Genomic DNA, 25,257 nt, shown 5'->3' on the forward strand with positions numbered 1-25,257 from the left:
TGCTGGAATAATTGACTCTCTTAAGGTATTATCATTAGGAAGTTTATAACGCTTGCGTAAAAAGTGTTCTTACGTGATTTTTAAGAAATCAGGAATACCTGACGCGTTGACCAGGGCCCCTTGTTAGGATGGGGGACTGTTTCAGTCCTGCATCTGCTCTAAACAGCATTCCTTCCGGTTTCACAAGCACAGTGCACTATGGCTCCATTAAGTTCTCCCCAAAAAAATAATCCAAAGCGGCAACGCCTCAAACAATCCATTCGCTCACTGATCGAATTTCGTGGTGCTTCTGAATTGGATCAGAACCAGTTTCAGTCGACTGCTCGGAAATTATATGACGGTCCGGCAGGAGCAGTGCTCTATCTGGCCAGTAAACTATCACTGCATGATCCTCTGGTAGGGCGGATTCTCAAAACTCGTCGTTTCGATGTGACCGAGTTTCGGAATATCCTGGATATCGGCGCTGGTGCCGGACAGATTTTGGGACATCTGCTGCGGGAAACGCATCCCGAAGCAAGATTAGTCGCCTGTGATCTCTCACACCAGATGTTGAAACGGGCGCGAACCCGTATGGGAAGTCCACGTCCGGATTATCTTTCAGCAGATTTGACCTGTCTGCCATTTCAGGATGAATCTTTTGACTGTGTTACCTGTGGCTGGGTGCTGGAATACTTGACGGATCCCCGCCATGGCCTGTCAGAAATTCACCGTGTTCTGCAGCCCGGTGGCAGCCTGTTTCTGATGGCTACCGAAGATCGTCTGTCCGGAATGCTCAACAGTGCAACCTGGAAGTGCAAAACCTATAATCGGATTGAGCTCCAGCAGGCCTTCGAAGAGACCGGGCTGCCCTGGAAAGAGCAGCACTGGTTCACACCGATCCATCAGTTCCTGAAACTGGGCGGAATCATTGTCGAAGCGACTAAACCGCTGGAGGCTTCTGAAGAACTTACAGCAGATACCGTTTCCGCGACAACTCAGTCCTGATAACGGACCTGACTCCAGTCTTTTGCCAGTTCACAGAGTGTTTTTAACGTCTCTGGATTGGCGCTGCAGGCGGTGATACCGGGCAGACGCAGCATGTCAGCCCGCTCGTCGAGCCAGTGTTCGTGAAAGTTGACCGGTTCGCCATTGTGTACCCAGACCGCATCGCCACCCAGAATGCGGGCGATGTGCAGTGAGACCGGAAAGTCGTAGACATTCGGGGTGTGGATCAGCGAACCGCCAAAGGCCCCTGTTGCCAGGTGGTCGTAGATACTGCCTGGCATTTCATCCGGTGGGACTCCCTGCAGTCCGGTTTCGGTCACCAATCGGGCGTTCGATGTATCTTTATCCTGGAAGCCGATCAGGTAGATGCGTGGTGAATCGGGGCGGGTCTGAGGATCGATGACAGGCATCGCATCCAGCACTTCCCGGGCGGGGCGGCTCAGGTCATCTGGACCACAGATCACTTTTTTGTGTACTGCTTCTACCCAGGTGCCCTGTTCTCCTGTTTCCGGAATATAAACCAGTGAATAGTGGACTGTTTCACTATCGCGCAGATGAACCATGACACAGTAACCGTTGGCTGTTTTATCGCGATACTGTTTAGTGCCATCAATCGGATCGATCGAGAGTACATAGGGAGAGTCTTCTGAGAAGCGATCCAGGTCTCCGGTTTTCTCTTCGGCTTCGATGCGGCACTCACGAAAAATGGGATCGCGATCACGTAAGGCAGCGACAATCAATTCCTGCAATGTCAGATCAGCCAAAGTCAGGGCATCAGTGAGGGCACTGCCCGATGATTTATTCTCGACGGCGATATTAAAATTTCGCAGCCGTTTCGCGATGGCACCGGACCAGCGGAGGATCTCGGGAAGATGGGCCTGTAATGCGTCGAGCAGAGGATTGAGTTCCATGGTTTTGAATCTTTATTGTTAGCTGTGATAGAGATTAAATCGTAAATCAGGTCTGGCTGGCACCTGCATTGTTTCGTTTCTGTTCCAGATATTCAATCACCAGTGCAGCCACATTCACATTTGTGGCTGATTGCAGTCCTCTCCAGCCTGGTACCGCATTGACTTCGAGTAGATAACGGGTCTCAGGTTCATCGACGGGAGTCAACAGATCAACGCCCGCGAATTCGGCCTGGGTCAGTTCGCAGGCCCGCAACGCCAGTTGAACTTCAGACTCTGTCGGCAAGTAAGCTTCCGCTCGTCCCTGACGGGAAATGTTGGTTCGAAAATCGCTCTGATTGTGTCTGCGGATTGCTCCAATGACGGAACCATTGAGAATCAGAATTCGCAGGTCGTAGCCCGGGTGGGGAATGTAACGCTGCAGATAGATGACAGCCTGTGTGCGTTCGAGTGTGCGGAATGAGCGATAAGCAAGATCGGAATCGCTGATCCGGAAGATGCCACGCCCCTCAGAACCAAACAGCGGTTTGACGACGACGTCTCCCCCCAAATCCTCGAAACGTTGCATTGCCGCTTCTGAGGATTCACAGACTGCGGTCGCAGGAACAGGCAATCCTGCCGCCGACAGGCGGGAAGTTGTCAGATATTTATCGACTGCGCACTCTATGGCCCGGGGAGTGTTGAATACAGTCACGCCTGCCTGTTCCAGACGCCCCAGCAGATCCATGCGAAAGATAACCTGTTCCAGCGAGCCGGGAGGCATCGTGCGAATGATCAGGGCATCAAACTGATTGAGATCAATCTGACACTCTTCTGCATCATAGCTGCTGAACTGCTCTACAGAACAGCCGGGGAGCCAGGCTGCGAGATCCCGGAATTCGAGAGTGCAGGACGAATGCCCGCGTGCTTCTGCAGCCTGCTGAAGTTCACGGCAGTACCAGCTTCCCTGATTTCCCAGAATGGCAATCCGCACGAAACTTGTTCCTGGCTAAACGGGATCGGAAACAGGTGGCTGTATCAGAAGCCGAAGCTCTGTTTGAGCAGATCGGGATTCATCTCGCCGAACCGAAAGACATTACCGGTCTCCAGGTTCTGCAACGTGACAACGGCAGGACTGAAGAAACTCGGGTCGATTTCATAAAAGTCATGGTTGGCTTCTGCAAAGACATCCAGAAACGGTTTGCCATAACAGGCTGCCGAACAGGAGGGGAGCGAAGGGCCAATCTCCTGCAGCGATTCGTCGTCGCCGACAACCCAGAGTGTGACGGCACTGCCATATAGAATCGCATCATTAGTGCGTCCGATGCCCGTCAGGTGATCTTTGGCGACAGGTGCCAGCGGTGCGGTACCGAAGCCCGCCTGGACGCGATGAACGTCAAACTGGCTTTCAAACAATTTATGCATGGCCGTCTCTACCGAGCGGGCAATCACCTGAATGTTACCGGCGAGGCTCGACGTGGGAGCAACCAGGAGCATGATGTTCTTCGGATCGACGCCCGTCGATTGTGCAATTTTATCGACCACGTTAATATCTGGCAGTGTATTGGATTCCAGAACACCGACCGTTTTCTCAGGCGACTCACCAAAGGCAAGAATTCGGTACAGATCTTCGACTTCGGCAGCAGCCCGCATCGGGCCGGAGCCCATAGCGAAGAATTTGCCGACATCAATTTTCCATCCGGCATACTGACTCAGGAGACAGGATTCGACTGCATGATCAGTCTGCACCTGCAGGTAGGGGAGCGGTAGACCGTCGAGTTCTCCGGGAACCAGTTTTACTTCGCCGAGGTCCGCCATACAGATCCGTGCCAGGAGCAGGCCTGCCTGGATTCCCGCCGGTGTTTCTATACCGCAATCAACGACAATGGCGCCGTTCTCCAGGGCATGCGGAAAGACTTTCAGTTCGCCGGACCTGGCCAGCAGCTGTTCTGTCAGCTGACACGCCCGTTCGTTTAAAACACCGCTCATGGTTTATTCAATTCATTCCACATTCAGGTTGGTATGGCAGGCACTCGATGGAGCCAATCTCATCAGAGACAGCCGACTTCTTTCATAATCGTTTCGGTGCGTTCAATCAGTTCGGGTGTGCAGGCAGGGAACGGATGGAACAGGGTATCATTCTCAATGATGCCGCGGAGACGCAGTGCGGTTTTCATCGAGCCGATAATGTAACCCACATTCATGGTTCCGTCAGGGCAAACGAAGACTTCGAACAATCTGACAATGGCTTCCTGAAGACGAACTGCTTCCTGGTGATTCCCAGCAGCAGCAGCTTCATAAAGTTGTACGAATAGTTCTGGACCTACGTTTGCCAGGCCAGGAACGGTACCGTCTGCTCCTGCCATCATGACGGCATGGACCAGCATTTCGGCACCCGTGAAGAGCTTCATTCCGGGAGGCTTGCTGGCAACAAGTCGATGGAAACCGACGGCATCACCGCTGGAATCTTTGACTCCGATAATCGTGCCTTCTTTCCCCAGAGTCATGAGAGTGTCGAGTTCGATTTTTATCTTTGTCATGACAGGGATGTCATAAGCAAAGATCGGAATGTCGACTGCTTCCCGAATTGTGCGATAGTGGACGAGCATGTCTTTCTGGCTCGCCGGATAGTAATAAGGAGGGCAGACAACGACTGCATCCGCACCCTGATCTTTGGCGACCTTGGCCTGTGCGATAATCTGTTCGGTTCCCGGGGCAATCACGCCCACCAGTAATGGGACGCTGCCATCCACCACTTTAACGGCGATTTCGGTGGCCTCTTCCCGATCTGGCTCGCAGAGCAGGGGACCTTCACCTGAGGTGCCGAACAGGAACAGTCCGTGCGCGCCTTGTTTCAGCATGAAACGGTAGACGGATTCTGCTGACGCTGCATCCAGCCTGCGTTCGGACGTCAGTGGTGTAATGACCGGAGGGAGGACTCCCTTCAGTTGAGTGGAAAGATCAATTGTCATGAGTTGTGTACCAAGAGTCTGTGTTGAACTAAACGGAACAGCGGTCCTGAGCAGGTTCGATTCTGGACCTCTGTTATACCAAACTGGAAACCAGGATGCGATGATTCCAGGGGATTGACTCCCGGAATCAGACACACAGCCTGCTATGGGTTGCCACCGATGGTCTGTTATGACGGTCAGGCGGGTTTTCGGGACTGTAGTGGCTGATCGGAACAGGCAAGCAGACAAATTTCCAGAAGAGAAAGCGAGGCCGTTCGGGTTCCCTGAAAATCTTGATTGACGGCTCAAGAAAAAACTGGAGAGTGCCCGGACGGGCTCGGTATAATTCAGCTGCTATGAAAAACGAACACGCAACGACAATCTGTCTGGAACATCAGTCTGCTGAGACGCAGGCGACTCCCCATGGGACGGTCTGCCCGCGCTGCAAACAGAGACTGTATACGAATCCTCCCGAGGGCAATCTGATGAGCTTCTGGGAAAGTCAGCCTGTGGCTTACACGCTGGAACGGGAGCCCTGCTTTGCGTATTCGCTTCTGTGGGAGAACTTTCGCATACGATCACTGCATCTGCCGGATGCCTCTACAGCAGACGAGCCTGCAAAACAGCTGAAGTCTCACTTCTGAACCCGCGATTTAGCGCGTGGCCAGTTGTTCGTCTTTCCAGTCAGTGACGAACATGCAGCCGGGACTGTGCGTGATCGCAAATTCCGGCTTCGCTTCCATCAACACCGTCTGCGGCGTCACTCCACAGGCCCAGAAGACAGGTAATTCACCCTCATGGACCGGAACGGGGTCTCCAAAATCCGGCTGGCCCAGATCGGCAATTCCCAATTGGTCGGGAAAACCCAGATGCACTGGTTCCCCATGGACAGCCGGGAAACGCCCCGTGATCTGGATCGCGCGGATCGCATCGGCCGGGAGAAAGGGACGCATGGAAACGACCAGTGGACCGGAAAAGATCCCCGCTGATTCACAAGAAACATTCGTGCGATACATGGGGACGTTAACGCCCAGATCGATGTGTCTCACAGGCAGTCCTGCACGAATCATTTCTGCTTCGAAAGTGAACGAGCAACCGATCAGAAATGCCACCAGGTCGTCCTGCCAGAGGTGGGAGATGCTTGTTGGTTCTTCTACCAGTTCACCCGATTCCCAGACGCGGTAACGGGGCAGGTCGGTCCTCAAGTCCGCGTCGGGAGTCGACTGCCGCGGGCAGGGATCTCCGGCATTCGTCACTTCCAGAACAGGGCAGGGTTTTGGGTTTTTCGCACAGAACTCGCGAAAGTGAGCTGCCTCGGCTTCATGAAGGATCACCAGATTCGCCTGGGCGAACCCGGGAGCGAGTCCCGAGGTCTGCCCGGAGAACTGATCGGTACGACAGGCTTCACGCACAGCCGCACCGGTTAACAGTGAAGCACGATCAATGCTCATCGCGGTTATTTTTCCTTGGCGATCACTTCGGAACCCGTGATTTTGACTTCATCCAGTGGACGATCACCGTGGTCGGTATCGACATTACCAATTTCGAGTACGACGGCTTCGCTCTCTTTGTCGCTGGTTCTGCCAAAGACGGTATAGGAGTTGTCCAGGTGAGGTACGCGGCCCAGGCAGATGAAGAACTGAGAACCAGCGGAATTCGGGTCACTAGTGCGAGCCATCGAGAGCACGCCGGTTTCGTGGGGAATATTGTTGAATTCCGCGTCGATCGTGTAACCCGGACCACCAGTGCCTGTGCCTTGGGGGCAGCCGACCTGGATCACGAAATCGGGAATAACACGGTGGAAGATAATCCCGTCATAGAATCCGATTTTTGTCAGTCCGATCAGGTTCTTGCAGTGCCCGGGAGCCACATCGGGATAGAGGTCCATGCGAATGGTTCCCTTGGTGGTTTCAAAGACGACCTGGTAGTCAAACTTATCGAAATCAACATCAGCCAACGCGGCATCAACTTCGGCGCGACGGTTTTGAGACACGGTACTCTTCCTTCTTAGATTTTGTTCTATAAATAGTGAGTGATACGTTTCTATTGGGTATAGCGCTACCTTACCCACTGCAGGGCGAAATCACAAAGCAGAACTCCCGATTATTAAATGAGAGGTCCCAATTAACGTCAGCTAATTCACGGCAACAGTGAACAAACTGTTGGTCACTTTGCTGGTGTGTTACCGGGTGTCCCGTAGCCACCGCCACCTGGCGTTTTGATGGTCAATGTATCGCCCGCATCTACAGAAATGGAGAGTTTCCCTCCCAGCGATTCCTCGGTCGACGTGCCTGCTTTCTGCAGCAGATTCTCGCCGATCTGTCCCGGTTCTCCTCCATCCAGGCCGAAGGGAGCGTAGTCGCCCCGTCGTTCAGAGAGCAGCGAGATTCGCAGCGGTTTCAGGAATTCGATCCGTCGGACGATGCCGTCACCTCCCCGGTGTTGACCTGCTCCTCCAGACCCGGTGCGGATCGAGAATTCATGCAGTCTGACCGGGTAGCGACGTTCGATAATCTCGGCATCGGTCAGTCGGGTATTGGTCATATGCGTGTGGACGGCGTCAGTACCAGCGCTGTCTGCGGTCGCGCCACTACCACCGCAGATGGTTTCGTAGTAGCCGAATGTCTCATCGCCGAAAGTGAGATTATTCATCGTTCCCTGGCTGGCAGCTGCTTTACCCAACGCTCCGAGCAGAGTATCGACGGTTCGCTGCGAGGTTTCCACGTTGCCTCCCACCATCGCGGCACATTTGGCGGGAGAATCCCGTTCTGGAGGATTCAGGAAGCATTCAGGCAGTATGATTTCGACCGGAGCCAGTACGCCGCTGTTGAGCGGAATGTCTTCCTGAATCAGACAGCGAAAGACATAGAGCACTGCCGCGTTCACAATGGCGCGATTCGCATTCAGGTTGGTCTCCAGCACCGGTCCGGTGCCAGTGAAGTCGACAATGGCACGACTCCCCTGAATGGAGATTTTCACACAGAGCGGCGCACCATTATCAAGATGATCGGTAAACGAATAGTCGCCGTCTTCAATCGAAATCAGTGCGAGCTGCATCTTTTCGGTGGCTGCCTGCTGAATGTGTTTCATGTAAGCCTGGACGACCGGCAGGGAATAGCGATGCACGAGATCATTCAGCAAAGTGACACCACAATTATTCGCCGCAACCTGCGCGGAGACATCTGACAGGTTATCAGCCACTGAACGCGAAGGATGTTCGCCAGAAAGTAACAGTTCGCGGAGTTCCGCTTCACGGGAGGTGCCATGGTCGACCAGTTTGAAGTTTCGAATCAATACACCTTCATCGGCCAGTGTCTTAGAGAAGGGGGGCATACTACCGGGAACAATTCCACCGATCTCGGCATGATGTGCGCGGCTGGCGGTAAAAAATACGAGTTCTCCGCTTTCCGGATGATGCACAGGAGTGATCACGGTTACGTCGGGCAGATGGGAACCACCTCGATAGGGATCGTTGGTTACGAACACATCTCCCGGTCCCAGGTCCGGATTATCGGCGATGATCCGCTTTACCGTTTCACTCATGGCTCCCAGGTGAACGGGGATGTGGGGCGCATTTACGACGAGGTCTCCCGTTGCGGAGAAGACAGCGCAACTGAAGTCCAGTCTCTCTTTGACGTTGGTGGAAATCGATGTTTTCTGGAGAGTGATTCCCATCTGCTCGGCGATGGACGCGAACAGGTTGTTGAAGATTTCCAGCATGACAGGATCGGCTTCGGTACTGATATCTGCATGCCCGCCTGACTGCGGAGAGGTCTCCCGCATCAATGTTTCTCCGCGGGACAGAATCTCTGCAGTGAAGCCGGGATCGATAATCACCGTCGAGATCGCTTCACAGATGATCGCGGGGCCTGCGAGCTGATCGCCGGGCTGCAGGTCTTCCCGCAGATAAACGGCGGTCTCCTGAGCCTGTCCCTGAAAGTAGGCTGTTGTAGTTTCAACAGGTTGAGGGGTACGCGAGACCGGCTCCTTTGCGGGTAAATGGGGTTCTTCCATCAGTCCGACGATTTCCGTACGGATTGCAGTAACCTCAATTTCGCGGGCCGTGTGTTTGTAGCCATAGAGTCGCTGATGTTCCTGTTCGAACTGCGTACGCTCATCCAGTCCCTGCTGGCAACGAACCTGTATCGTGGCGTCGGTGCCAAGGTAACGCATCTCAAGGGAATGTTCGGGGTCTTTGATCCGTTCCGGAGGAATACCTTCCGCGCGGACTTCGTCGTAAACACTCTGGTCGAGCGCTGCAAAGCGGTTCTGCAGTTCCTGCTGTAATTTATCTGACCAGGTCTCAAGAACCGACTGCTGACCAAAACGGCGTACATCGGCCTGCCCGATACCAAAGGCACTGAGGATACCGGAATAAGGATGGATCAGTACTTCGTGAATTCCCAGAGAACGGGCGATGGCACACGCATGTTGAGAACCGGCGCCGCCAAAACTGACCAGCACGTAGTCTGCAGGATCGTAACCACGGGCTACGGAAATGTTGCGGATCGCACGTACCATGTTGGCATTGGCGATCTGCAGGAACCCCTCAGCCAGTTCGAGGGGAGTGTATGTTTTTCCCATCGGGGAGGCGGCAATTTCCTCGCAGAGCGCCGTCAGACGCTGTTCGACCGCACCATGATCGAGAGCAAACGGGAATCTGCTTGGGAGAATCTTTCCGAGGAAAAGATTCAGGTCAGTCACTGTCAGGGGGCCACCTCGTCCATAGCAGGCAGGGCCCGGATCCGCGCCTGCACTGGCGGGGCCGACGTGGAGCTTGATGCCGTCAAATCCGCAGATACTTCCCCCGCCGGCTGCGACGGTTTCGATGCTCAGCATCGGGGCAACGATCCGCACGCCGGCTTTACGGGTTTCGAATTCCCGCTCATAGACGCCGTCAAAGCGAGAGACATCGGTGCTGGTCCCTCCCATATCAAAGCCGATCGAACGGGGGAAACCAGCTATTTCAGCGACTCGGGAATAACCTATCACACCTCCCGCGGGGCCCGAGAGGATGCTGTCTTTGCCGACGAAATGGGACGCGTCAACCAGACCGCCGGCGGAGGTCATCAGTTTGAGTTCGCAATTTTCCAGCGGAGTGCGGAGCTTCTTAATGTAGTCTTTAAGGATCGGATTCAGGTAGGCGTCCATGACCGTCGTGTCGCCGCGCGAGACGATTTTGATGAGTGGTGAAAGTCGGCTGGAAACGCTGATTTCATCAAAGCCGGCCTCTTCCGCGAGTCGGGCGACGAGTTCTTCATGCTCTGGGTTGGCAAAGGAGTGCAGCAGGCAGATCGCCAGAGATTCGACGCCGGTTGCTTTGAGTTCTGCTAACTGCTGGCGGATGATTTGCGGGTCAGGGGGCTGGAGAACATGCCCCTCAGAGTCGATTCGCTCGTTGATTTCGACCGTGCTTTCGAACAGAGGCTCCGGTTTCTGGATCATGAGATCGAATAGCCGGGGGCGATCCTGGTTACCGATCAGGAGCACATCTGCGAAGCCTTTGGTGGTAATGAATGCGGTGCGGGCACCGTTACGGGTGAGCAGGGCGTTTGTCCCACGTGTCGTGCCGAGTTTCACAATGACATTGGAAATCGGTTCGGTTTTTTTGAGGCCGAGGATCCAGCGAATAGCGAGAACCGGAGCTTCTTCGCCTGATGAAAGTTCATAACCAGACGAGACAGAAACAGACTCAGGCAGACCGGGCGTGATTTGTAGAGAACCGGTGGCGGTGTCAAAGGAAGTTACTTGTGCCGAATGCACAGTCTGTCCCGCTTCATTCAGAAATACGATCTGGTATTCCTGCCAGAATTCTGCCGGATCACCCTGCCGGGAAGGGTCGATAATGATCGTGGGATCAGGGATTTCCTGTATACGCCCTTTGGTGACACCCGAACTAAGAGTCTTAAAGGGGATGAACTCATTCCGGGGAGAGCGGGCGATACAGTCTGTGAAGGTGCCGCCGACGTCGATCCAGAATTCCCACTTTTTTTCGATCTGATCCATTTTTGAGCCATTCATATCAGCAAAAATTTCGTAGCGATTCCCCGGATTTTGGTGGAATTTTTTGAATTGCCTGACGTAGACTTACGTATGAAATAACAGAACCGGCGGGCGGACACAACGAACCTGCCGGGAAGTCGGACCCGGGGATCCGGCTGTGGTAAATTATGAAAAACAAAAGAGTTTCTGCTGGTACTTGAATTATGTGCAGTGTGGCTTATAATTGTCTCGCCCGCCTGCCCTTCCTCAAAACCGCAGTGCCGGCGGAACCGATGTTTAAAACGATGACCCATTCCGTGTTCGTCTGGAACATCTTTTCTCAATCACATGGAGAATTCAGTCAATGAACAACTACAGTCCTGACTACTATGACCAGGATACGACGGCCGGCCGCGGTATGTTTGCAATCGATGCGATTGCAGAAGAGCGCGCTGCTTTTATCCGCAAAACGTACATGCACCTGACCGGTGCGATCTTTGTGTTTATGGGACTGGAATTTATCATTTTCAGTTCCCCCACCTTACTGCGCAGCGTACTGAGCCTGTTTACCGCCAGTCCCTGGATTATTTTGATTGCCTTCCTGGGAGCCAGCTGGTTAGCCAGTTCACTGGCATCAAGTGCGAAGTCCCTGGGGACACAGTATCTGGGCTTGGGATTATATACCCTGGCGGAAGCGATTATCTTTGTGCCGATCCTGTTTCTTGCCAGTCAGATGTCTAACCCGACCGTGATTCCGATTGCGGCGGTCATAACCCTCTGTATCTTCGGGGGCTTGACAGCTTACGTACTCGTGACGGGCGCAGACTTCTCCTTCCTGGGGGGAGGGCTGACGATTGCCCTGCTGGCAGCAATCGGGATTGCCATCGGTGCTGCGATCTTTGGAATCTCACTCGGACTCTGGTTTGCTGCTGCCATGGTCGTGCTGATGAGTGGTTTCATTCTGTATGAAACTTCGAATGTCCTGCATCAGTACTCGACCGATCAGTACGTTTCGGCTTCACTGGCGCTGTTCGCCTCCGTTGCCACTCTGTTCTGGTACGTGCTGCGGATCGTAATGATGTTTGCTTCGGAAGACTAAGCAATACGCTGGTTGGACGAACCAACAATAGAAAATAGAGACCGGGTAGAGCATTTCTATCCGGTCTTTTTTGCGCATTAAACTTGAGGTCTCAAGGCTTCCAGTTCGAAATTCGGGCGCAACTTAACCTGTATAGAGACCGCCGACGTATTCCCCGTAACCATTATAGATCTGGGTGTCGTAGCGTTTCTCGGTGCCCAGCATCCATTCCGTGCGTTGGCTCCAGCGGGGATGAGGTTGATCCGGATTCACATTGGCGACGAACCCGTATTCCCCTGGATTTACCGTGTTCCAGAAGGTCGCGGGTTGCTCTGCGGTGAGTTTGATCTTTTCGATCGATTTACCCGACTTGAAGCCGTATTTCCAGGGAACGACCAAACGGATTGGCGCTCCATTTTGTTTCAACAGTGGCTTCCCATACAGGCCGGTGGCGATGAAAGCGAGATCGTTCATCGCTTCCTCAATGGTCAGACCTTCGGTATAAGGCCAGGGCCAGGTGCCAGCTCCACTTCTCTCCATGTAAGGCGCCTCCTGGGGTTTGTTGAACGTTTCAAAGGCGACGTACTTGGCTGAGGGTTTCGGTTCAACCAGCTTAAGCAGACTTGCCAGCGGGAAACCGGTCCAGGGAACACACATGGCCCAGGTTTCGACGCAACGATGGCGGTAGGCCCGCTCTTCGAACTGCATTTCCCTGTAGAGGTCATCCAGGTCAAACGTGCGGGGTTTGGCACAATCTCCTTCGATAGAGACCGCCCAAGGCGTAGTCTGAAATTTTCCGACGTACTTCCAGGCTTCTTTACTGGTGGGGCCTGTGAATTCGTAGAAGTTCGTGAACTCCTCTGCCTCGATTTCTGCTGTTTCAGGGCGGCCGTATTTAAAAGCTTCATTCCGCTTAGCCGGATAGATGGACTGCAGGGCTTCCGGCAATGGTTCGACTGCTCCCGCCTGTTCGATTTCTTCCTTGGTTGCCTGTTCACAGCCGGAGAGCAGATCAGCGAAGCCGGCGACACCCAGGCCATAGCCCATCAGTTTGAGGAATTCACGGCGATGCGATTTGCGCTTCTGATAAACGGATTCGGGGGTGTGGGCATGTTCCGGGACATGCCAGATTTTTCGGAGCAGGTGATTCATCAGAGTTCCTTTGATCTGAGATCAGAGCTTGAAGCAATTTGGGGCGAGAAAGACACTTCCATGGTCCTGATCAGGAGGAGTTTCACCCCGGGGAGTTTTAAAGTTGAGCTATGCAATCAGTATAACCGTCAGTCTGGGCGCAAAATAGCCTGTTTCAGAGATCAGATCAATCTTTCTATCTTTTCCATTTCAACCCATGACCGAAGTTAGAGGTGGTTGTTTACGCAATAAATTTTAACCAGACTTCTCAATTTGACATGCGGGGTTGAAAAAACCATTGCTGAGAAGACTGGTGTGAGTGATTGAGAATAGATCCATGAAATTCGACATTGTAATTATCGGAAGCGGTCCTGCTGGTCAGAAGGCGGCGATAGCAGCTTCGAAACTGGGGAAACGGGTTGCGATCATCGAACGCAATTTTCGCGGCATGGGGGGCGTCTGTCTGCACAAAGGGACGATTCCTTCCAAGACGATGCGCGAAGCAATCTTATATTTAACCGGATATCGGCATCGGGACGTCTACAGCAAATGGTATCGTCGGAAGCGACGAGTCACGATGCAGGACTTGCGACTGAAGCTGGCTGATGTCGCAGAGCATGAACTGGAAATCATCCACGATCAGCTTGAACGGAACGGCGTCGACATCTTTATTGGAGAAGCTCAGTTTGTCAGCCCGCATGAAGTAGCTGTCGACTGTGAGACCGGACGCAAGATTTTGCACGGGGATTACATTCTGGTCGCTACCGGCACCAAGCCTTCGCGGCCGCCTCATATCCCCTTTGATGGCGAAACGATTTTTGATTCCGATGAAATTATCGATCTGAAACAGATTCCCCGATCGATGATCGTCGTGGGCGGTGGTGTGATCGGCATCGAATACGCAATCATGTTCGCCACTTTGGGTGTCGAAGTTACCGTACTCGATGGTCGGGAGCACCTGCTCGAGTTCTGTGATCGTGAAATTATCGACGCTCTGATTCATCATGCCCGTTCACTGGGGATGGTTTTCCGGATGGGCGAAGAAGTCGTTGGAATTGAGCGGTTTTCCGATTCAATGGCCGCAGTGCAGACCGAGAGTGGCAAACGACTGGTGGCCGATTCGGTATTGTATACTGTGGGACGTGTGGGAGATGCGGACGAACTGAATTTCCAGGCCGCGGGGCTCGAACCGGATGAACGCGGTCGTCTGTGGTGCAACGAAGATCATCAGACCTGGGTACCTCATATTTACGGTGCGGGCGATATTGTTGGTTTTCCTGCTCTAGCCAGTGTGTCTATGGAGCAGGGCCGCCGTGTGATCTGCAACGCTTTTAATGAACCATTTGAAGCGTTTGATCTGATGCCTTACGGGCTGTTCACGATCCCGGAAATTTCGATGGTGGGTAAAACCGAACAGCAGCTGACTGAAGCTCACATTCCTTATGAAGTCGGCGCGGCACGCTATCGTGAAATTGCCCGCGGGCAGATCTCGGGTGACCGGGACGGGATGCTGAAGATTCTGTTTCACCGTGAGACACTCAAGATTCTAGGGATCCACGCGATTGGGGAAGCGGCAACCGAAATCGTACACATCGGACAGACGGTAATGTCATTTGGAGGCACGATTGAATATTTCCGCAACGCAGTATTCAATTATCCGACGATGGCAGAATGCTATAAAGTCGCGGCTTTCGATGCACTGGAAAAAATGAGTCTGGATCGACTCTTCGAAGCATCGAAGACATCCAAAGCAGCTGCTCCGTTGAATAAAGAGCTGCAGGAGACACAGGAGGAAGCATCCTCAGTGGAAGTCCTCACTCAGACGAAGTGAGGCAGTAAAAAGGAAAAACCGAGAACAGCTTTAGGCGCTCCGTAACCGCTCGAGCGCCTGGTGGAAATCATCAGGCGCTCCCGCGGAGAGCTTCATTTTCAATCCCGTCACCGGATGCGCAAACTCGATCTGTTCAGCGTGTAATGCCTGTCGGGTGATTAACTGCCGGTCTGTTTCCAGTCGTTCGTCATTGCCATAAAAATCGTCGGCGATAATGGGAAAGCCAAGATCGGCCAGATGCACACGGATCTGATGCAGGCGTCCCGTCTGTGGAAAAGCACGGACCAGCGAATATCCGGTATACCGTTCAAGGACTTCGAAACGCGTATAAGCGGACTTGGCTTTTTTCGCTTGGGGGTGTGTCGACATGCAGACCCCGGCCTGGGTGGGATGCTCACCGATGGCAGCATCGTTCTCGAAGTGATCGTCCGGAGGCTGGTCGCGAATGATTGCCAGATATGCTTTGCTGACCCGGTTCTGCTGAAACTGAATCGAGAGACTGCGGTGTCCCAGATGCTCTTTGGCCACAATTAGAATCCCGCTGGTAAACTGGTCGAGCCGATGCACGATTCCTGGACGGAGCAGACTGCGGATTCCTGTCTGCTGATCGAGGTAATGCTGTAGCGCGTTAGCGACAGTACCCGAGTGGATATTCCCCGCGGGGTGGGCGATCATCGCCGGCGGTTTGTTGACAATGACCAGCCATGCATCCTCGTAGAGGATCTCCAGCGGCAATGCCTCAGGCTGATAGGTTTTGTCCGGCGGTTCAGGCAGGAGAATACTGATCTGCTGACCGCGGAAGACTCGTTGCAACGGTTCGGCAGGGATGCCATTGACCTTGGCAAACCCTGCCTGAACGATGCGTTGCAGACGGTGCGTCGAGTAATTTCTGAAATGACGGCTGAGAAACCGATCGATGCGGGAGCCATCAAGGTAATCCTCGACAATCAGATCGGTCTCGTAGGCCGGTTTCATCAATTCAGGGATCAGGCTTTCGCCAGATCGCGGAGAACTTTGTGCAGAATTCCGCCGTTGCGATAGTATTCGACTTCAACGGGGGTATCGACACGACACTGAACGGTAAACAGGACCTGTGTACCGTCTTCTTTGGTAGCGGTCACGCGGATCGCCTGACCTGGTTTCAGGTTGTCATCCAGTTCAATGTCATAAGTTTCAGTGCCATCAAGGCCCAGTTCTTCGCGGCTTTCGCCTTCGCGGAACTGCAGCGGCAGGACACCCATGCCGACCAGGTTGGAACGGTGAATCCGCTCAAAGGAAGTCGCGATGACAGCCTTGACGCCCAGCAGGAAGGTTCCCTTGGCGGCCCAGTCACGAGACGATCCCATTCCGTAGTCACCGCCGGCCAGAACAACCAGCGGCGTGCCGGCGTCTTTGTACTGCAGTGAAGCTTCATAGATCGAAGTCTGTTCGCCGGTGGGCAGGTAGGTGGTCACGCCACCACTGGTGCCGGGGGCGAGCAGGTTGCTCAGGCGAATGTTCGCGAAGGTACCACGGGTCATGACCCGGTCGTTTCCGCGACGGCTACCGTAGCTGTTAAAGTCAGCAGGAGTCACTCCATTTTCCTGCAGGTATTTACCCGCGGGAGAATCTGCTTTGATGGCTCCAGCAGGAGAGATGTGGTCGGTGGTAACGGAATCGCCTACTGAGACCAGGACGCGGGCTCCGTTGATGGAACTGATCGGGGCCGGCTCTGCGGGCATGTCGACGAAGAACGGAGGTTCCTGAACGTAGGTGCTTTTTTCATCCCATTCAAAGATGTCACCGTCGCCACCGTTGATAGCCTGCCACTCAGGAGAACCCTGGGTGGCTTTGCCGTACTCGTCACGGAACATTTCCGGGTTGATGGACGATTCGAGAGCCGCGTTGACTTCAGCCTGTGAAGGCCAGATATCTTTCAGGAAGACATCATTACCATCTTTGTCCTGGCCGAGAGGCTCGGTGCTGAGGTCGATATCTGTGGTACCTGCCAGGGCGTAAGCTACAACCAGCGGCGGGCTGGCGAGGTAGTTTGCCCGGACATCGGGGCTGATGCGTCCTTCGAAGTTCCGGTTTCCGGAGAGGACCGCAGCGGCGACGATGTCGTTGTCGTTGATGGCTTTGGAGATCGGTGCGGGCAGTGGGCCACTGTTACCAATACAGGTCGTACAGCCGTAGCCAACCAGGTTGAAACCGAGTTCATCGAGGTAGGGAGTCACGCCGGCTTTTTCAAGGTAGTCGGTTACAACGCGGCTTCCGGGGGCCAGACTGGTTTTTACCCAGGGCTTGCGGGTCAGGCCTTTTTCAGCAGCTCTCTTTGCCAGCAGGCCGGCACCGAGCATGACTGACGGGTTACTGGTATTGGTACAACTGGTGATCGCGGCGATGACGACCGAACCATCTTTGAGTTCAAAATCCTGACCAGCGTAGTTCACGGGAGCGTGAGTGGGTGAAGGATCCTGTTTGCCGAAGGTGGAGCTGAGATCGCTGTGCCAGTGTGATTTCATGTCGGTCAATGCGATCCGGTCCTGTGGACGTTTCGGGCCTGCCAGCGAGACTTCAATCGTGGAAATATCCAGACTCAGCTTGCTGGTGAAGGATGGCTCGGGCGAGCTTTCCGTGCGGAACATACCCTGTTCTTTGTAGTAACGCTCGACCAGATCAACTTCAGCGTCAGTACGTCCGGTGCGACGCATGTAGTTCAGAGTTTCATCGTCGACGGGGAAGAAGCCGATAGTGGCCCCGTATTCGGGAGCCATGTTGGCAATAGTAGCCCGGTCGGCGAGGCTCATGTTGGACAGGCCAGGACCATAGAATTCGACGAACTTGCCAACGACACCGTGTTCGCGGAGCATCTGGACGATGCGGAGTACGAGGTCAGTCGCTGTTGCGCCTTCAGGTAGCTTGCCTTCCAGACGGAAACCGACGACTTCGGGGGTCAGCATGTAAATGGGCTGACCGAGCATCACGGCTTCCGCTTCGATACCACCCACGCCCCAGCCGACAACGCCCAGGCCGTTGATCATGGTGGTGTGACTGTCGGTACCAACGAGACTGTCCGGGTAAGCAACGCCGTCTTTAGTCAGAACGGCTTTGGCCAGGTATTCGAGGTTCACCTGGTGCACGATCCCGGTTGCCGGTGGTACAACGCCGAAGTTGTCGAATGCCTGCTGTCCCCAGCGGAGAAACTGGTATCGTTCCTGGTTCCGTTCGAATTCTTTTTCGACGTTATGCTGCAGAGAGAGCTTGGTCGCGAATTCGTCGACTTGCACACTGTGGTCGATGACGAGGTCACAGCGAACCAGTGGATTGATTTTCTGAGGATCTCCGCCCAGACGAACCATGGCACTTCGCAGAGCTGCCAGGTCGACCACAGCGGGAACGCCGGTAAAGTCCTGCAAGACCACGCGACCGGGTTTGAAGGGGATTTCCACCGGATTAGGAGATTCTGCACTCCAATTGGCGAGATTGTGCACGTCGGACTCGTTGACGACGAACCCATCTACGTTACGCAGACAGGATTCCAGCAGCACACGAATCGAGTAAGGCAGCGACTCAATATTTCCAATGCCATCGTCGATGAGTTTCTGTAAACGGTAGTATTTAAACTCACCACCGGCTGCTGTTAATTGACCTTCCGCGCCAAAAGGATTTCCGGAAGCCATTTATCTCTCCTCAGTGCTACATTAAAAATCAGGTAAAGTATTGAATACAGGCTGCTTCGGCGAACCTGTCATAGATTGATTGCTGTTTAGAACGGAATATGTTGCATTCTAGGATTTCGCTTCCCGCGCGACAAACGGCAGGGGGGCGAAAAACGCAAAACATCCCCAGAAGCTGGAGTTTAGCGGCAGATTCGGGTCAGAAAGGGCAAAATTTAACGCTGGCGAGGCCTATTTTCCATTGCGGACCTTCTCGACCTGTCGCTGGGCACTCTCGACGATTTTGTCTTCAATTTCGTCGGACCAGCGGTTGGCGGGCATTCCATAGACGGCCATCGATGTGTTGCCTTCATAGCCCCAGCGGGATGACTTGCGGGGAGGCACGTCCTCTTCCAGAACACGGAGAGAAGGAGTATAGGCCATCACATCATTACAGTAACCTGCAATCCAGGTACTGTCCCCGAACAACTTTTTCATTCCCAGGGCGTAGTCGACGACAACCTCACCCCCGATGGTGACCCAGAGCTGTCGCTTGCCCATCAGCCAGACCTGAACCGGGAAGGGATAGGAAGTCCGGAATGGTTTACCCGAGTTGAGTTGCTTGAGCAGGCGGGCGCCCCAGCGGTTACGGTAGTTATTCTGATTACCGGCAGCGAGTTTTTCGAGTTCCTCTTTAGTCGGAGCATCACCCAGTTTGATGTCAATAATTTCGATTTCGGTTTTCAGCACAGGATCGAGTTCGACCATCGGCAGACGGACGGTATCGGCGACGGTATGAGCCAGACGGGAACCATAGGACTGAGCCAATTCCATGGTTCGGCGGGGCAGTGGGTTCTGGTCAGCACCACAGCCCATGTAAAACATGGCGGTCACGCCGGGAAACATGGCCTCGAGGTCGTACTGGGCAAAACCTGCATAGTCGCCACACCACTGCTGAATACCCAGAGTCGTATTGTGACAGGCATAGCCGAAGACGATGGTTTTCAGTTTACCGTTTTTGTCTTTCACGGCCAGGATTGGGACGCTGTGATCGATGGGGCCTTTCAGCTTTCCCTCTTTTCGCAGTTTGGGAACATCGGCTTCTATATTATTGCGGCGGTTCACTGCGAAACTGGTATGGCCTTCACCGGTCCAGAGGCTCGCTGGCTCCAGGTTCTTGATTGCGGTGGTGACGGCGTCGACGAGTTTCTGTTCCAACTGTGTGGAATACTTGTTGACCTGTGCGATCTGTTCTTTATTCAAGGGGTAAATATCATGCAGAGCGCCGCGTAAGACAGGGCCACAGTGGGTGTGGGATGCATTGAGCATGATCTGGCTGCGATCAAGATCGAATTTTTTCTTAAGTGCAGCACAGACGTTGTTGTAGATCGACTGGGGAATTCCCAGAGTATCCGTCGAGACGATCACCCCACGATGACCGTCGCGCGCTTCAATCACCAGTACTTTGAGCCAGAGGTCGTGGATCTTACCATCAGCCGGTTTGGTGCGACCACCATAGCCAGCCATCCAGAGATCTTCCTGCGGGGTGATCACAGCACTGGCAGATCCGGCTTTCCAGAGTGCCTCGTCAGCGTAACTCTGTGGAGTTTGTGAAAGACAGACACAGGAAATCAATAAAAGTAGAATGCCGGCGCGAAACTGCGTTAGATAATGCATGGAGAATCCCTCTTAACTCTGGGAGGTCGAAACAGAAGAAACTAAACCTTCTTTATAAACGGTTTTCCCTCAGAGTAAAGGGGGGATGGTTACATATCAAGCGACTGGGATGTGTTATCCCTGTTTTAGCAATGTAAATTGTTTCAGGTCGGATACGTGTTAGAATACTATGAACACATCATAAAACTCTGTTGTGTGGTGAAGAAATCAGTTGAATTGTCGGAGTTGAGATCAGAGGAAGGAAGTTTGTCTGTGTCAGGACTTTTGAATATCTGTAAGCCACTTATCGTCTGTTTGACTCTCTGCTGTTACTGTCTGTGGTTCGGCGGTGGAACAGAGTTGGCTGCCCAGGGAACCCAGGTTCGAAGTGGATCGACTACCACAGAGCCCCGCGATTACCGCTCGAAAAATTTCCTGATTCATACCGACCTCTCTCCAGATGAAGCCCAGGATTTACTGGCACGACTGGAAAAGATGCTCGTCATTATTTCGGCGTACTGGGCCAGTCCGAATCGTAGCGTGATTGAGTGCTATGTAGTGAAAGATCTGACAAACTGGCCGTCGGGGAGCCTGCATCCGGTCGGATTGCAATCGATTTCAGGAGGCGGAGGTGTCACCATCAGTCGTGCGCGCTACCGGGGAGGACGTCTGATTCAGTCGAAATCTGTTGTCTATGCCGTTGCTGAACGGGGGACGCCCCAGCACGAGGCCGTGCACGCGTATTGTGGGCAGAATTTTGGTCATACCGGGCCTGTCTGGTACAGCGAGGGAATGGCAGAGATGGGCAATAACTGGAAAGAAGTGCCTAAGAAGGGACAGCCTCTATCGGTGAACTGCGAACGCTATGTAGTGGATTACATCAAGAACAGTGAGCCCAAAAGTCTGAATGAGATAGTCAATTCGAAGGAGACCACCGGTGATTCCTGGGAGAATTACTGCTGGCGGTGGGCGTTGTGTCATCTGCTGGCCACGAACCCGAATTATGCGAATCGTTTTCGTCCCCTGGGGCTGGGGCTGTTGATGAAGAAGCCGGTTTCGTTCAACCAGACTTATGGATCGATGGCACGCGAAATCTCGTTTGAGTACCTGTTTTTCCTGGAGCATTTCGATCAGGGATATCGTTGTGACCTGTGCCAGTGGGACTGGAAAACGAAATTCCGCAAACCCAATTCGGTTCGCCCGCAGACTTCAAAGATCGAAGCCCGACAGGGCTGGCAAGCGTCGCATGTGCTGGTAGAGGAAGGGCAGGAGTATGAAGTCTCAACCGAGGGGGACTGGAAGATCAGCGAAGAAGACGAACCTGTGACCGCGAAAGGGAATGCAGCCGGCCGGGGGAAACTGGTAGGAGCCGTGCTAATAGAAAATGACAGTGATGAATATGAACTCAGTGAAGAATTCGAACTGGGTGAAGCGGGGCGATTTCAGGCCCCGGCCAGTGGCAAACTGTACCTCCGCTGTCGCGATGCCTGGCATGAACTGGCAGATAACAGCGGTAAGGTCATTGTGAAGATCGGCGAGTGATAGCGGAATAGGCTTTAAACTTCAGTCTTCATTCTCCCGTAACTGATTGATGACCCGCTCTTCAAATTCAAGTCCCTTCCGCATTGCTTCTGCAGGATCCGTTGAAAGAGGGAGACCATATCTACGAGCAATGGGCACAAACGTAAATGGGTCGGCAAAGATAAAAGAGGCGATCTGGCCCCCACTTTGCTCAGTGATAAAGCGTTCTGGTCGTCCGGTGGTTTCCAATGCGAAGTTGATCAGCCGCACGATTGCCTCGACATCGTACCAGTCTCCATAATTTTCAGCCCCCGTGCGATAAAGTCGATTCTCCAGCACAAATTGAACTGTATACGGGGCGTCGAAATCCTCTTCATTTTTGCTATGCCAGTACTCAACGGGCCATTGGGGGGTAAATTTTCCTTTAGAAGCATTGGCAAAATCCAGAATCAAACGATCGTGACGACAGGGGATCTTACTGGTTTCGGCGTCGAACATCACCACGATGCCTTCCAGGAGTAGAGTGAGTCTGGATTAGATGGATCGAACAGATCAGTATCCTCGCTTCGGCTTCCAGCTTCATTTATTTTTTTAATCAGTTCATCCGGGCTGGTCTGTATAACGCCAGAGATATGTAATTCTTTGAGCGCTGAGTGCAGGTTTAATCCTTCAAGTTTCCATCTGGCTCTCATGCGGGCCTGATCTGTAAGTTGATCCAGATGTTCCCGGACAAATTGCTCTCCCCGGTTGCCGAATTTGAGGAGACAAAGGCGCAGGACCTCGGTGTCTAAAACATCTTCTGATTTTTGCGTCCATTCCTCGATGATCGGGATAATCTGATCATAATCCTGCTCAGTAGCATATGTCTGAAGCAGACGCATTGTACTGTATCCGGGGCCTTCCTGTTTGATGTGACTGGTCAATAAGTCCAGTGCCTGATCGGGTTGCAGTCTGGCAAGTGCACCGATTGCATAGGTACGACTGACAGGGTCTTTTGCATTGTTCAGAATCTCTTTCAGTACCGGGATCGCTGCCTTGTTTGCAGATTTTGCCAGGCACTCAACAAGTATCTGGTCATTTCGCTGCTCGGGAAACTGCAGAGTGTAGTCATACAGGGCCTGTTTAACAGGACCCGAAATTTTCGGATCGGGATTTTCGATTAACTGCTCGAAGGTGTAACCGGTCCATTGTGAGAATTCATCCGACTTGTTCTGAAGCACATGTGGCAACAATGCCTTGACGGCCTGCTGTGTGGTGGCAATTTCGGCCAGTTCCATAGCAACCGGTTCTGGATCTGTCAGTTTCCCGGCTTCCAGGAGAGTGGTCAGCCTGTCTTCTGTTCCTGGAATTTTGCGATAGATACAAAGCTCCGCCGCTGCCAGGATGATCTCCTGGTCTGCGGTATCCAGTTGAGCAAGCAGTATGCTGGTACGTTCTGGAGAAGAAAAATCCAGGTCCAGATTCCATTCACGCAGGCTTTTCAAAGCAGCAAGCCGTAATTCTTTCGAATCCGAATCCAGAGAATCAAACAGGAACTTTTCACCTCTGGTATCCCCCAGAAGGATCAGTTGTTCTGCAGCTTTAGTTCGTCCTTTGGCGGTCAGTGATTCATTATCGAGGAGAGCGCTTAGATCGGCAATCGCCTGTTGTTTGCGTTGTTGCAGGGCAAACTCGTGTTCTGAAAAGATCCATTCACCCTGGGAGATGTTATTAATCGCCTGTCGATAAAGTTCTGCGAGTTCATTATCGTAGATTTCCCTGCATCGCTGAATTTCATCAGAATCATCCAAGACCACAGGAGTACGACTAACCCGGGCTGGGGCATCTGGAGAGCGGGATTGATAATAGATCAAGTTGTCATCTCTGTTACATCCGCAGAGAGAGGTGGCGAGAAGAATTGGGAAAAATACTGAGACCATTTTTGGCTTCATATGCAGGTCCATCCCCACAGAAGTGTTTTTGTACGCAATCAGAATTGAAGATAAAAGTGCCTGCTGGGCAATTGTACCTGACGGGGTTGTTCAAAGGAAACCACCGTCAGGTAGAGGCTGTGCCCTGTCGGAAAAATACCCTGTAGCACGTATTCGGATCGAGTTATGATCTGAGTGACACTCAGATTGATTCAACCCGTCTGGCTGGCCTGCTCTTCTTCGAGTTCAGGCAGTGGCCAGAGCATGACGATGCTGAGCAGCAGGGCGTAACACTGATATGAGAGCGCCGTGAGTGACTGCCAGGGTTGGGCGACCATGCCTCCCTGTTCCCAGGGCGTGGCACCGGATCCCGGCGCTGTCTGTTGTTGTGAGATCAACAGTGCCCAGGTAAGCCGGGGGCTGATGGCCAGGGCGATGATCAGCAGGTTGACAAGCCAGCGTTTTCCCGAATAAGGGGTATACATGGTGAGCAACAGCCCGATCGGCAGGAGCAGAATGATGAAGTAGTGATGCCAGGTGGTGGGCGTCATCAGCAGCATCGCGACGATTGTAATCCCGAAGGCCTGATCGTCGAAATTCGCGTTGCGCGTCCGCCAGGCAGCCAGTCCGGCGATGGATGTCACTGCGATCCAGGAAGACCAGACCGCGAATTTCAACAGTGCGGGGGAATCGACAACTGGTAGTACGCTGTCAGACGACTGTTCGAACAGTCGTTCCCAGAATGCCAGCAGCGAAGCATTGCCCCAGTTGTTTGTCACATCTGAGAGAGAAGGTAATACGACCGAGAGATAATCGCGATAGGCGTCGATTCCGAAAAGTCCGATGGTGAGAAGGGTAACCAGCCCCAGAGAGAGTGCTCCCCCCAGCAGGGCGCGGAAGTCGCGCCGGACCAGGAAATAGAGAAACAGGTACGCCGGATAGATTTTGACTGCTGTTGCCAGGCCAAGACAGCTGCCGGCCAGGAGCGATTTGCCGCTACGACCGTTTTTCCAGGCGCCGACAATAAGCAATCCCAGCAGGAGATTGGGTTGTCCCTGGATCAGGGTCTGCTGCAGGGGATCGGTGGCGAGCAGGAGTGTGAGCAGGGCCAGAGTCGTCCAGAAGGTCATCTGAATCTTCAGGCCCTCTACGATCCAATAAAGCGAGAGAGCAAGCATGCCCAGGGCGGCCAGGTTCCAGGCCAGCTGTGCTTCCTGGTAACTGAGCCAGGCAAAAGGGACTGCAATCAGGTTGGCTGAAGGGGGGTGTGTATTGTATCGGTCAAAAAAAGCACCGGGAGTTGAGAGCTTGAGATTCAGATGCTTTTCCAGCGCCAGTTCCTGATCCGAATAAACGGGCTGACCAGTCAGGCGGTTCTGGACGGATGCCCATTCCTTGAAGAAATCGAAGACCTGGCCATCGGCGGGTCTCAGAGCGGCGATATATCCGGGCGCAAAGACCATCAGGGCACACAGGAAAAGAATGACCCACAATATTTTTCTTGCAGCTGGCCAGTGATTCTGTTGAGCGACGATAGCTTCAGACACGAGGGACTCCACAAACAGGGACATAATACGGTGCGCATCAAGATCCTGTTGTCATGGGGTTTGGCGGGTTTTCAGTCCGGAGACTGACTGCCGGTCATTAAACTATGTGTCGCCCCCTGATGTCCAGTGCAGGTCGGGATT

Annotated in this window: 19 protein-coding genes; 5 read left to right on the forward strand and 14 right to left on the reverse strand. The window is 53.3% G+C overall.

The window, feature by feature from the left end:
• Positions 1-198 precede the first annotated feature (198 nt).
• Positions 199-984: a class I SAM-dependent methyltransferase gene (locus RID21_RS23795; RefSeq protein WP_350193241.1), complete on the forward strand. Its 786-nt coding sequence runs from the start codon at positions 199-201 to the stop codon at positions 982-984.
• Here the strand turns inward: RID21_RS23795 and RID21_RS23800 are convergent.
• The 4 genes from RID21_RS23800 to RID21_RS23815 form a co-directional block, all read right to left on the reverse strand.
• A complete protein-coding gene (locus RID21_RS23800) occupies positions 975-1,895 on the reverse strand; it encodes an inositol monophosphatase family protein (RefSeq protein WP_350193243.1) in 921 nt (306 codons plus the stop codon). The two genes, RID21_RS23795 and RID21_RS23800, sit on opposite strands and share 10 nt — an antisense overlap.
• Before the next feature lie 46 nt (positions 1,896-1,941).
• Positions 1,942-2,865: an ATP-grasp domain-containing protein gene (locus tag RID21_RS23805; RefSeq protein ID WP_350193245.1), complete on the reverse strand. Its 924-nt coding sequence runs from the start codon at positions 2,863-2,865 to the stop codon at positions 1,942-1,944.
• A 44-nt stretch (positions 2,866-2,909) separates the two neighbouring features.
• A complete protein-coding gene (gene mch / locus RID21_RS23810; RefSeq protein WP_350193247.1) occupies positions 2,910-3,860 on the reverse strand; it encodes a methenyltetrahydromethanopterin cyclohydrolase in 951 nt (316 codons plus the stop codon).
• A 62-nt stretch (positions 3,861-3,922) separates the two neighbouring features.
• Positions 3,923-4,843: a dihydrodipicolinate synthase family protein gene (locus tag RID21_RS23815; protein WP_350193249.1), complete on the reverse strand. Its 921-nt coding sequence runs from the start codon at positions 4,841-4,843 to the stop codon at positions 3,923-3,925.
• Positions 4,844-5,178: 335 nt separating this feature from the next.
• Between RID21_RS23815 and RID21_RS23820 the strand changes: the two genes are divergently transcribed.
• Complete coding sequence (locus tag RID21_RS23820; RefSeq protein ID WP_350193251.1) at positions 5,179-5,466, forward strand: hypothetical protein; 288 nt, start codon at positions 5,179-5,181, stop codon at positions 5,464-5,466.
• A gap of 9 nt (positions 5,467-5,475) precedes the next feature.
• Here the strand turns inward: RID21_RS23820 and RID21_RS23825 are convergent, their stop codons facing one another.
• The 3 genes from RID21_RS23825 to RID21_RS23835 all read right to left on the reverse strand — a co-directional run bounded on the left by RID21_RS23825 (position 5,476) and on the right by RID21_RS23835 (position 10,828).
• Positions 5,476-6,273 carry a putative hydro-lyase gene (locus RID21_RS23825; RefSeq protein ID WP_350193253.1) on the reverse strand — a complete coding sequence of 266 codons (798 nt, stop codon included), beginning with the start codon at positions 6,271-6,273 and terminating at the stop codon, positions 5,476-5,478.
• A gap of 5 nt (positions 6,274-6,278) precedes the next feature.
• Complete coding sequence (locus RID21_RS23830) at positions 6,279-6,815, reverse strand: peptidylprolyl isomerase (RefSeq protein WP_350193255.1); 537 nt, start codon at positions 6,813-6,815, stop codon at positions 6,279-6,281.
• A 173-nt stretch (positions 6,816-6,988) separates the two neighbouring features.
• Positions 6,989-10,828, reverse strand: a complete 3,840-nt coding sequence (locus tag RID21_RS23835) for a hydantoinase B/oxoprolinase family protein (protein ID WP_350193257.1) — start codon at positions 10,826-10,828, stop codon at positions 6,989-6,991.
• Between the two features lie 340 nt (positions 10,829-11,168).
• Here RID21_RS23835 and RID21_RS23840 point away from each other — a divergent pair, with 340 nt between their 5' ends.
• A complete protein-coding gene (locus RID21_RS23840; RefSeq protein ID WP_350193259.1) occupies positions 11,169-11,903 on the forward strand; it encodes a Bax inhibitor-1/YccA family protein in 735 nt (244 codons plus the stop codon).
• 123 nt (positions 11,904-12,026) lie between these two features.
• Here the strand turns inward: RID21_RS23840 and msrP are convergent, their stop codons facing one another.
• Positions 12,027-13,034, reverse strand: coding sequence for a protein-methionine-sulfoxide reductase catalytic subunit MsrP (msrP, locus tag RID21_RS23845; RefSeq protein WP_350193263.1), 1,008 nt, complete (start codon positions 13,032-13,034; stop codon positions 12,027-12,029).
• Positions 13,035-13,350: 316 nt separating this feature from the next.
• On the opposite strand from msrP, the gene sthA reads away from it, so the two are divergent.
• Positions 13,351-14,844: a Si-specific NAD(P)(+) transhydrogenase gene (gene sthA, locus RID21_RS23850; protein ID WP_350193265.1), complete on the forward strand. Its 1,494-nt coding sequence runs from the start codon at positions 13,351-13,353 to the stop codon at positions 14,842-14,844.
• A gap of 30 nt (positions 14,845-14,874) precedes the next feature.
• On the opposite strand, the gene RID21_RS23855 is transcribed toward sthA, so the two are convergent.
• From RID21_RS23855 to RID21_RS23865, 3 genes are all read right to left on the reverse strand, one after another.
• The gene (locus RID21_RS23855) at positions 14,875-15,819 is read right to left on the reverse strand and encodes an RluA family pseudouridine synthase (protein WP_350193267.1); all 945 of its coding nucleotides are present in this window, start codon (positions 15,817-15,819) and stop codon (positions 14,875-14,877) included.
• Between the two features lie 11 nt (positions 15,820-15,830).
• On the reverse strand, positions 15,831-18,506 hold the full coding sequence (gene acnA / locus RID21_RS23860) for an aconitate hydratase AcnA (RefSeq protein ID WP_350193269.1): 2,676 nt from the start codon (positions 18,504-18,506) through the stop codon (positions 15,831-15,833).
• 228 nt (positions 18,507-18,734) lie between these two features.
• On the reverse strand, positions 18,735-20,159 hold the full coding sequence (locus RID21_RS23865; RefSeq protein WP_350193271.1) for a neutral/alkaline non-lysosomal ceramidase N-terminal domain-containing protein: 1,425 nt from the start codon (positions 20,157-20,159) through the stop codon (positions 18,735-18,737).
• Between the two features lie 252 nt (positions 20,160-20,411).
• On the opposite strand from RID21_RS23865, the gene RID21_RS23870 reads away from it, so the two are divergent.
• Positions 20,412-21,680 (forward strand): hypothetical protein, encoded by a 1,269-nt coding sequence (locus RID21_RS23870; protein ID WP_350193273.1) that lies wholly within the window; start codon positions 20,412-20,414, stop codon positions 21,678-21,680.
• Positions 21,681-21,701: 21 nt separating this feature from the next.
• Here the strand turns inward: RID21_RS23870 and RID21_RS23875 are convergent, their stop codons facing one another.
• From RID21_RS23875 to RID21_RS23885, 3 genes are all read right to left on the reverse strand, one after another.
• Positions 21,702-22,157, reverse strand: a complete 456-nt coding sequence (locus RID21_RS23875) for a hypothetical protein (protein WP_350193275.1) — start codon at positions 22,155-22,157, stop codon at positions 21,702-21,704.
• Entirely contained in the window at positions 22,157-23,512 is a 1,356-nt protein-coding gene (locus RID21_RS23880; protein WP_350193277.1) for a HEAT repeat domain-containing protein, read from the reverse strand. The genes RID21_RS23875 and RID21_RS23880 overlap by 1 nt, the downstream gene beginning before the upstream one ends.
• Before the next feature lie 269 nt (positions 23,513-23,781).
• Positions 23,782-25,116: a glycosyltransferase family 87 protein gene (locus tag RID21_RS23885; RefSeq protein ID WP_350193279.1), complete on the reverse strand. Its 1,335-nt coding sequence runs from the start codon at positions 25,114-25,116 to the stop codon at positions 23,782-23,784.
• Positions 25,117-25,257 lie beyond the last annotated feature (141 nt).

The organism is Gimesia sp. (assembly GCF_040219335.1).
Classification (GTDB): Bacteria; Planctomycetota; Planctomycetia; order Planctomycetales; family Planctomycetaceae; genus Gimesia.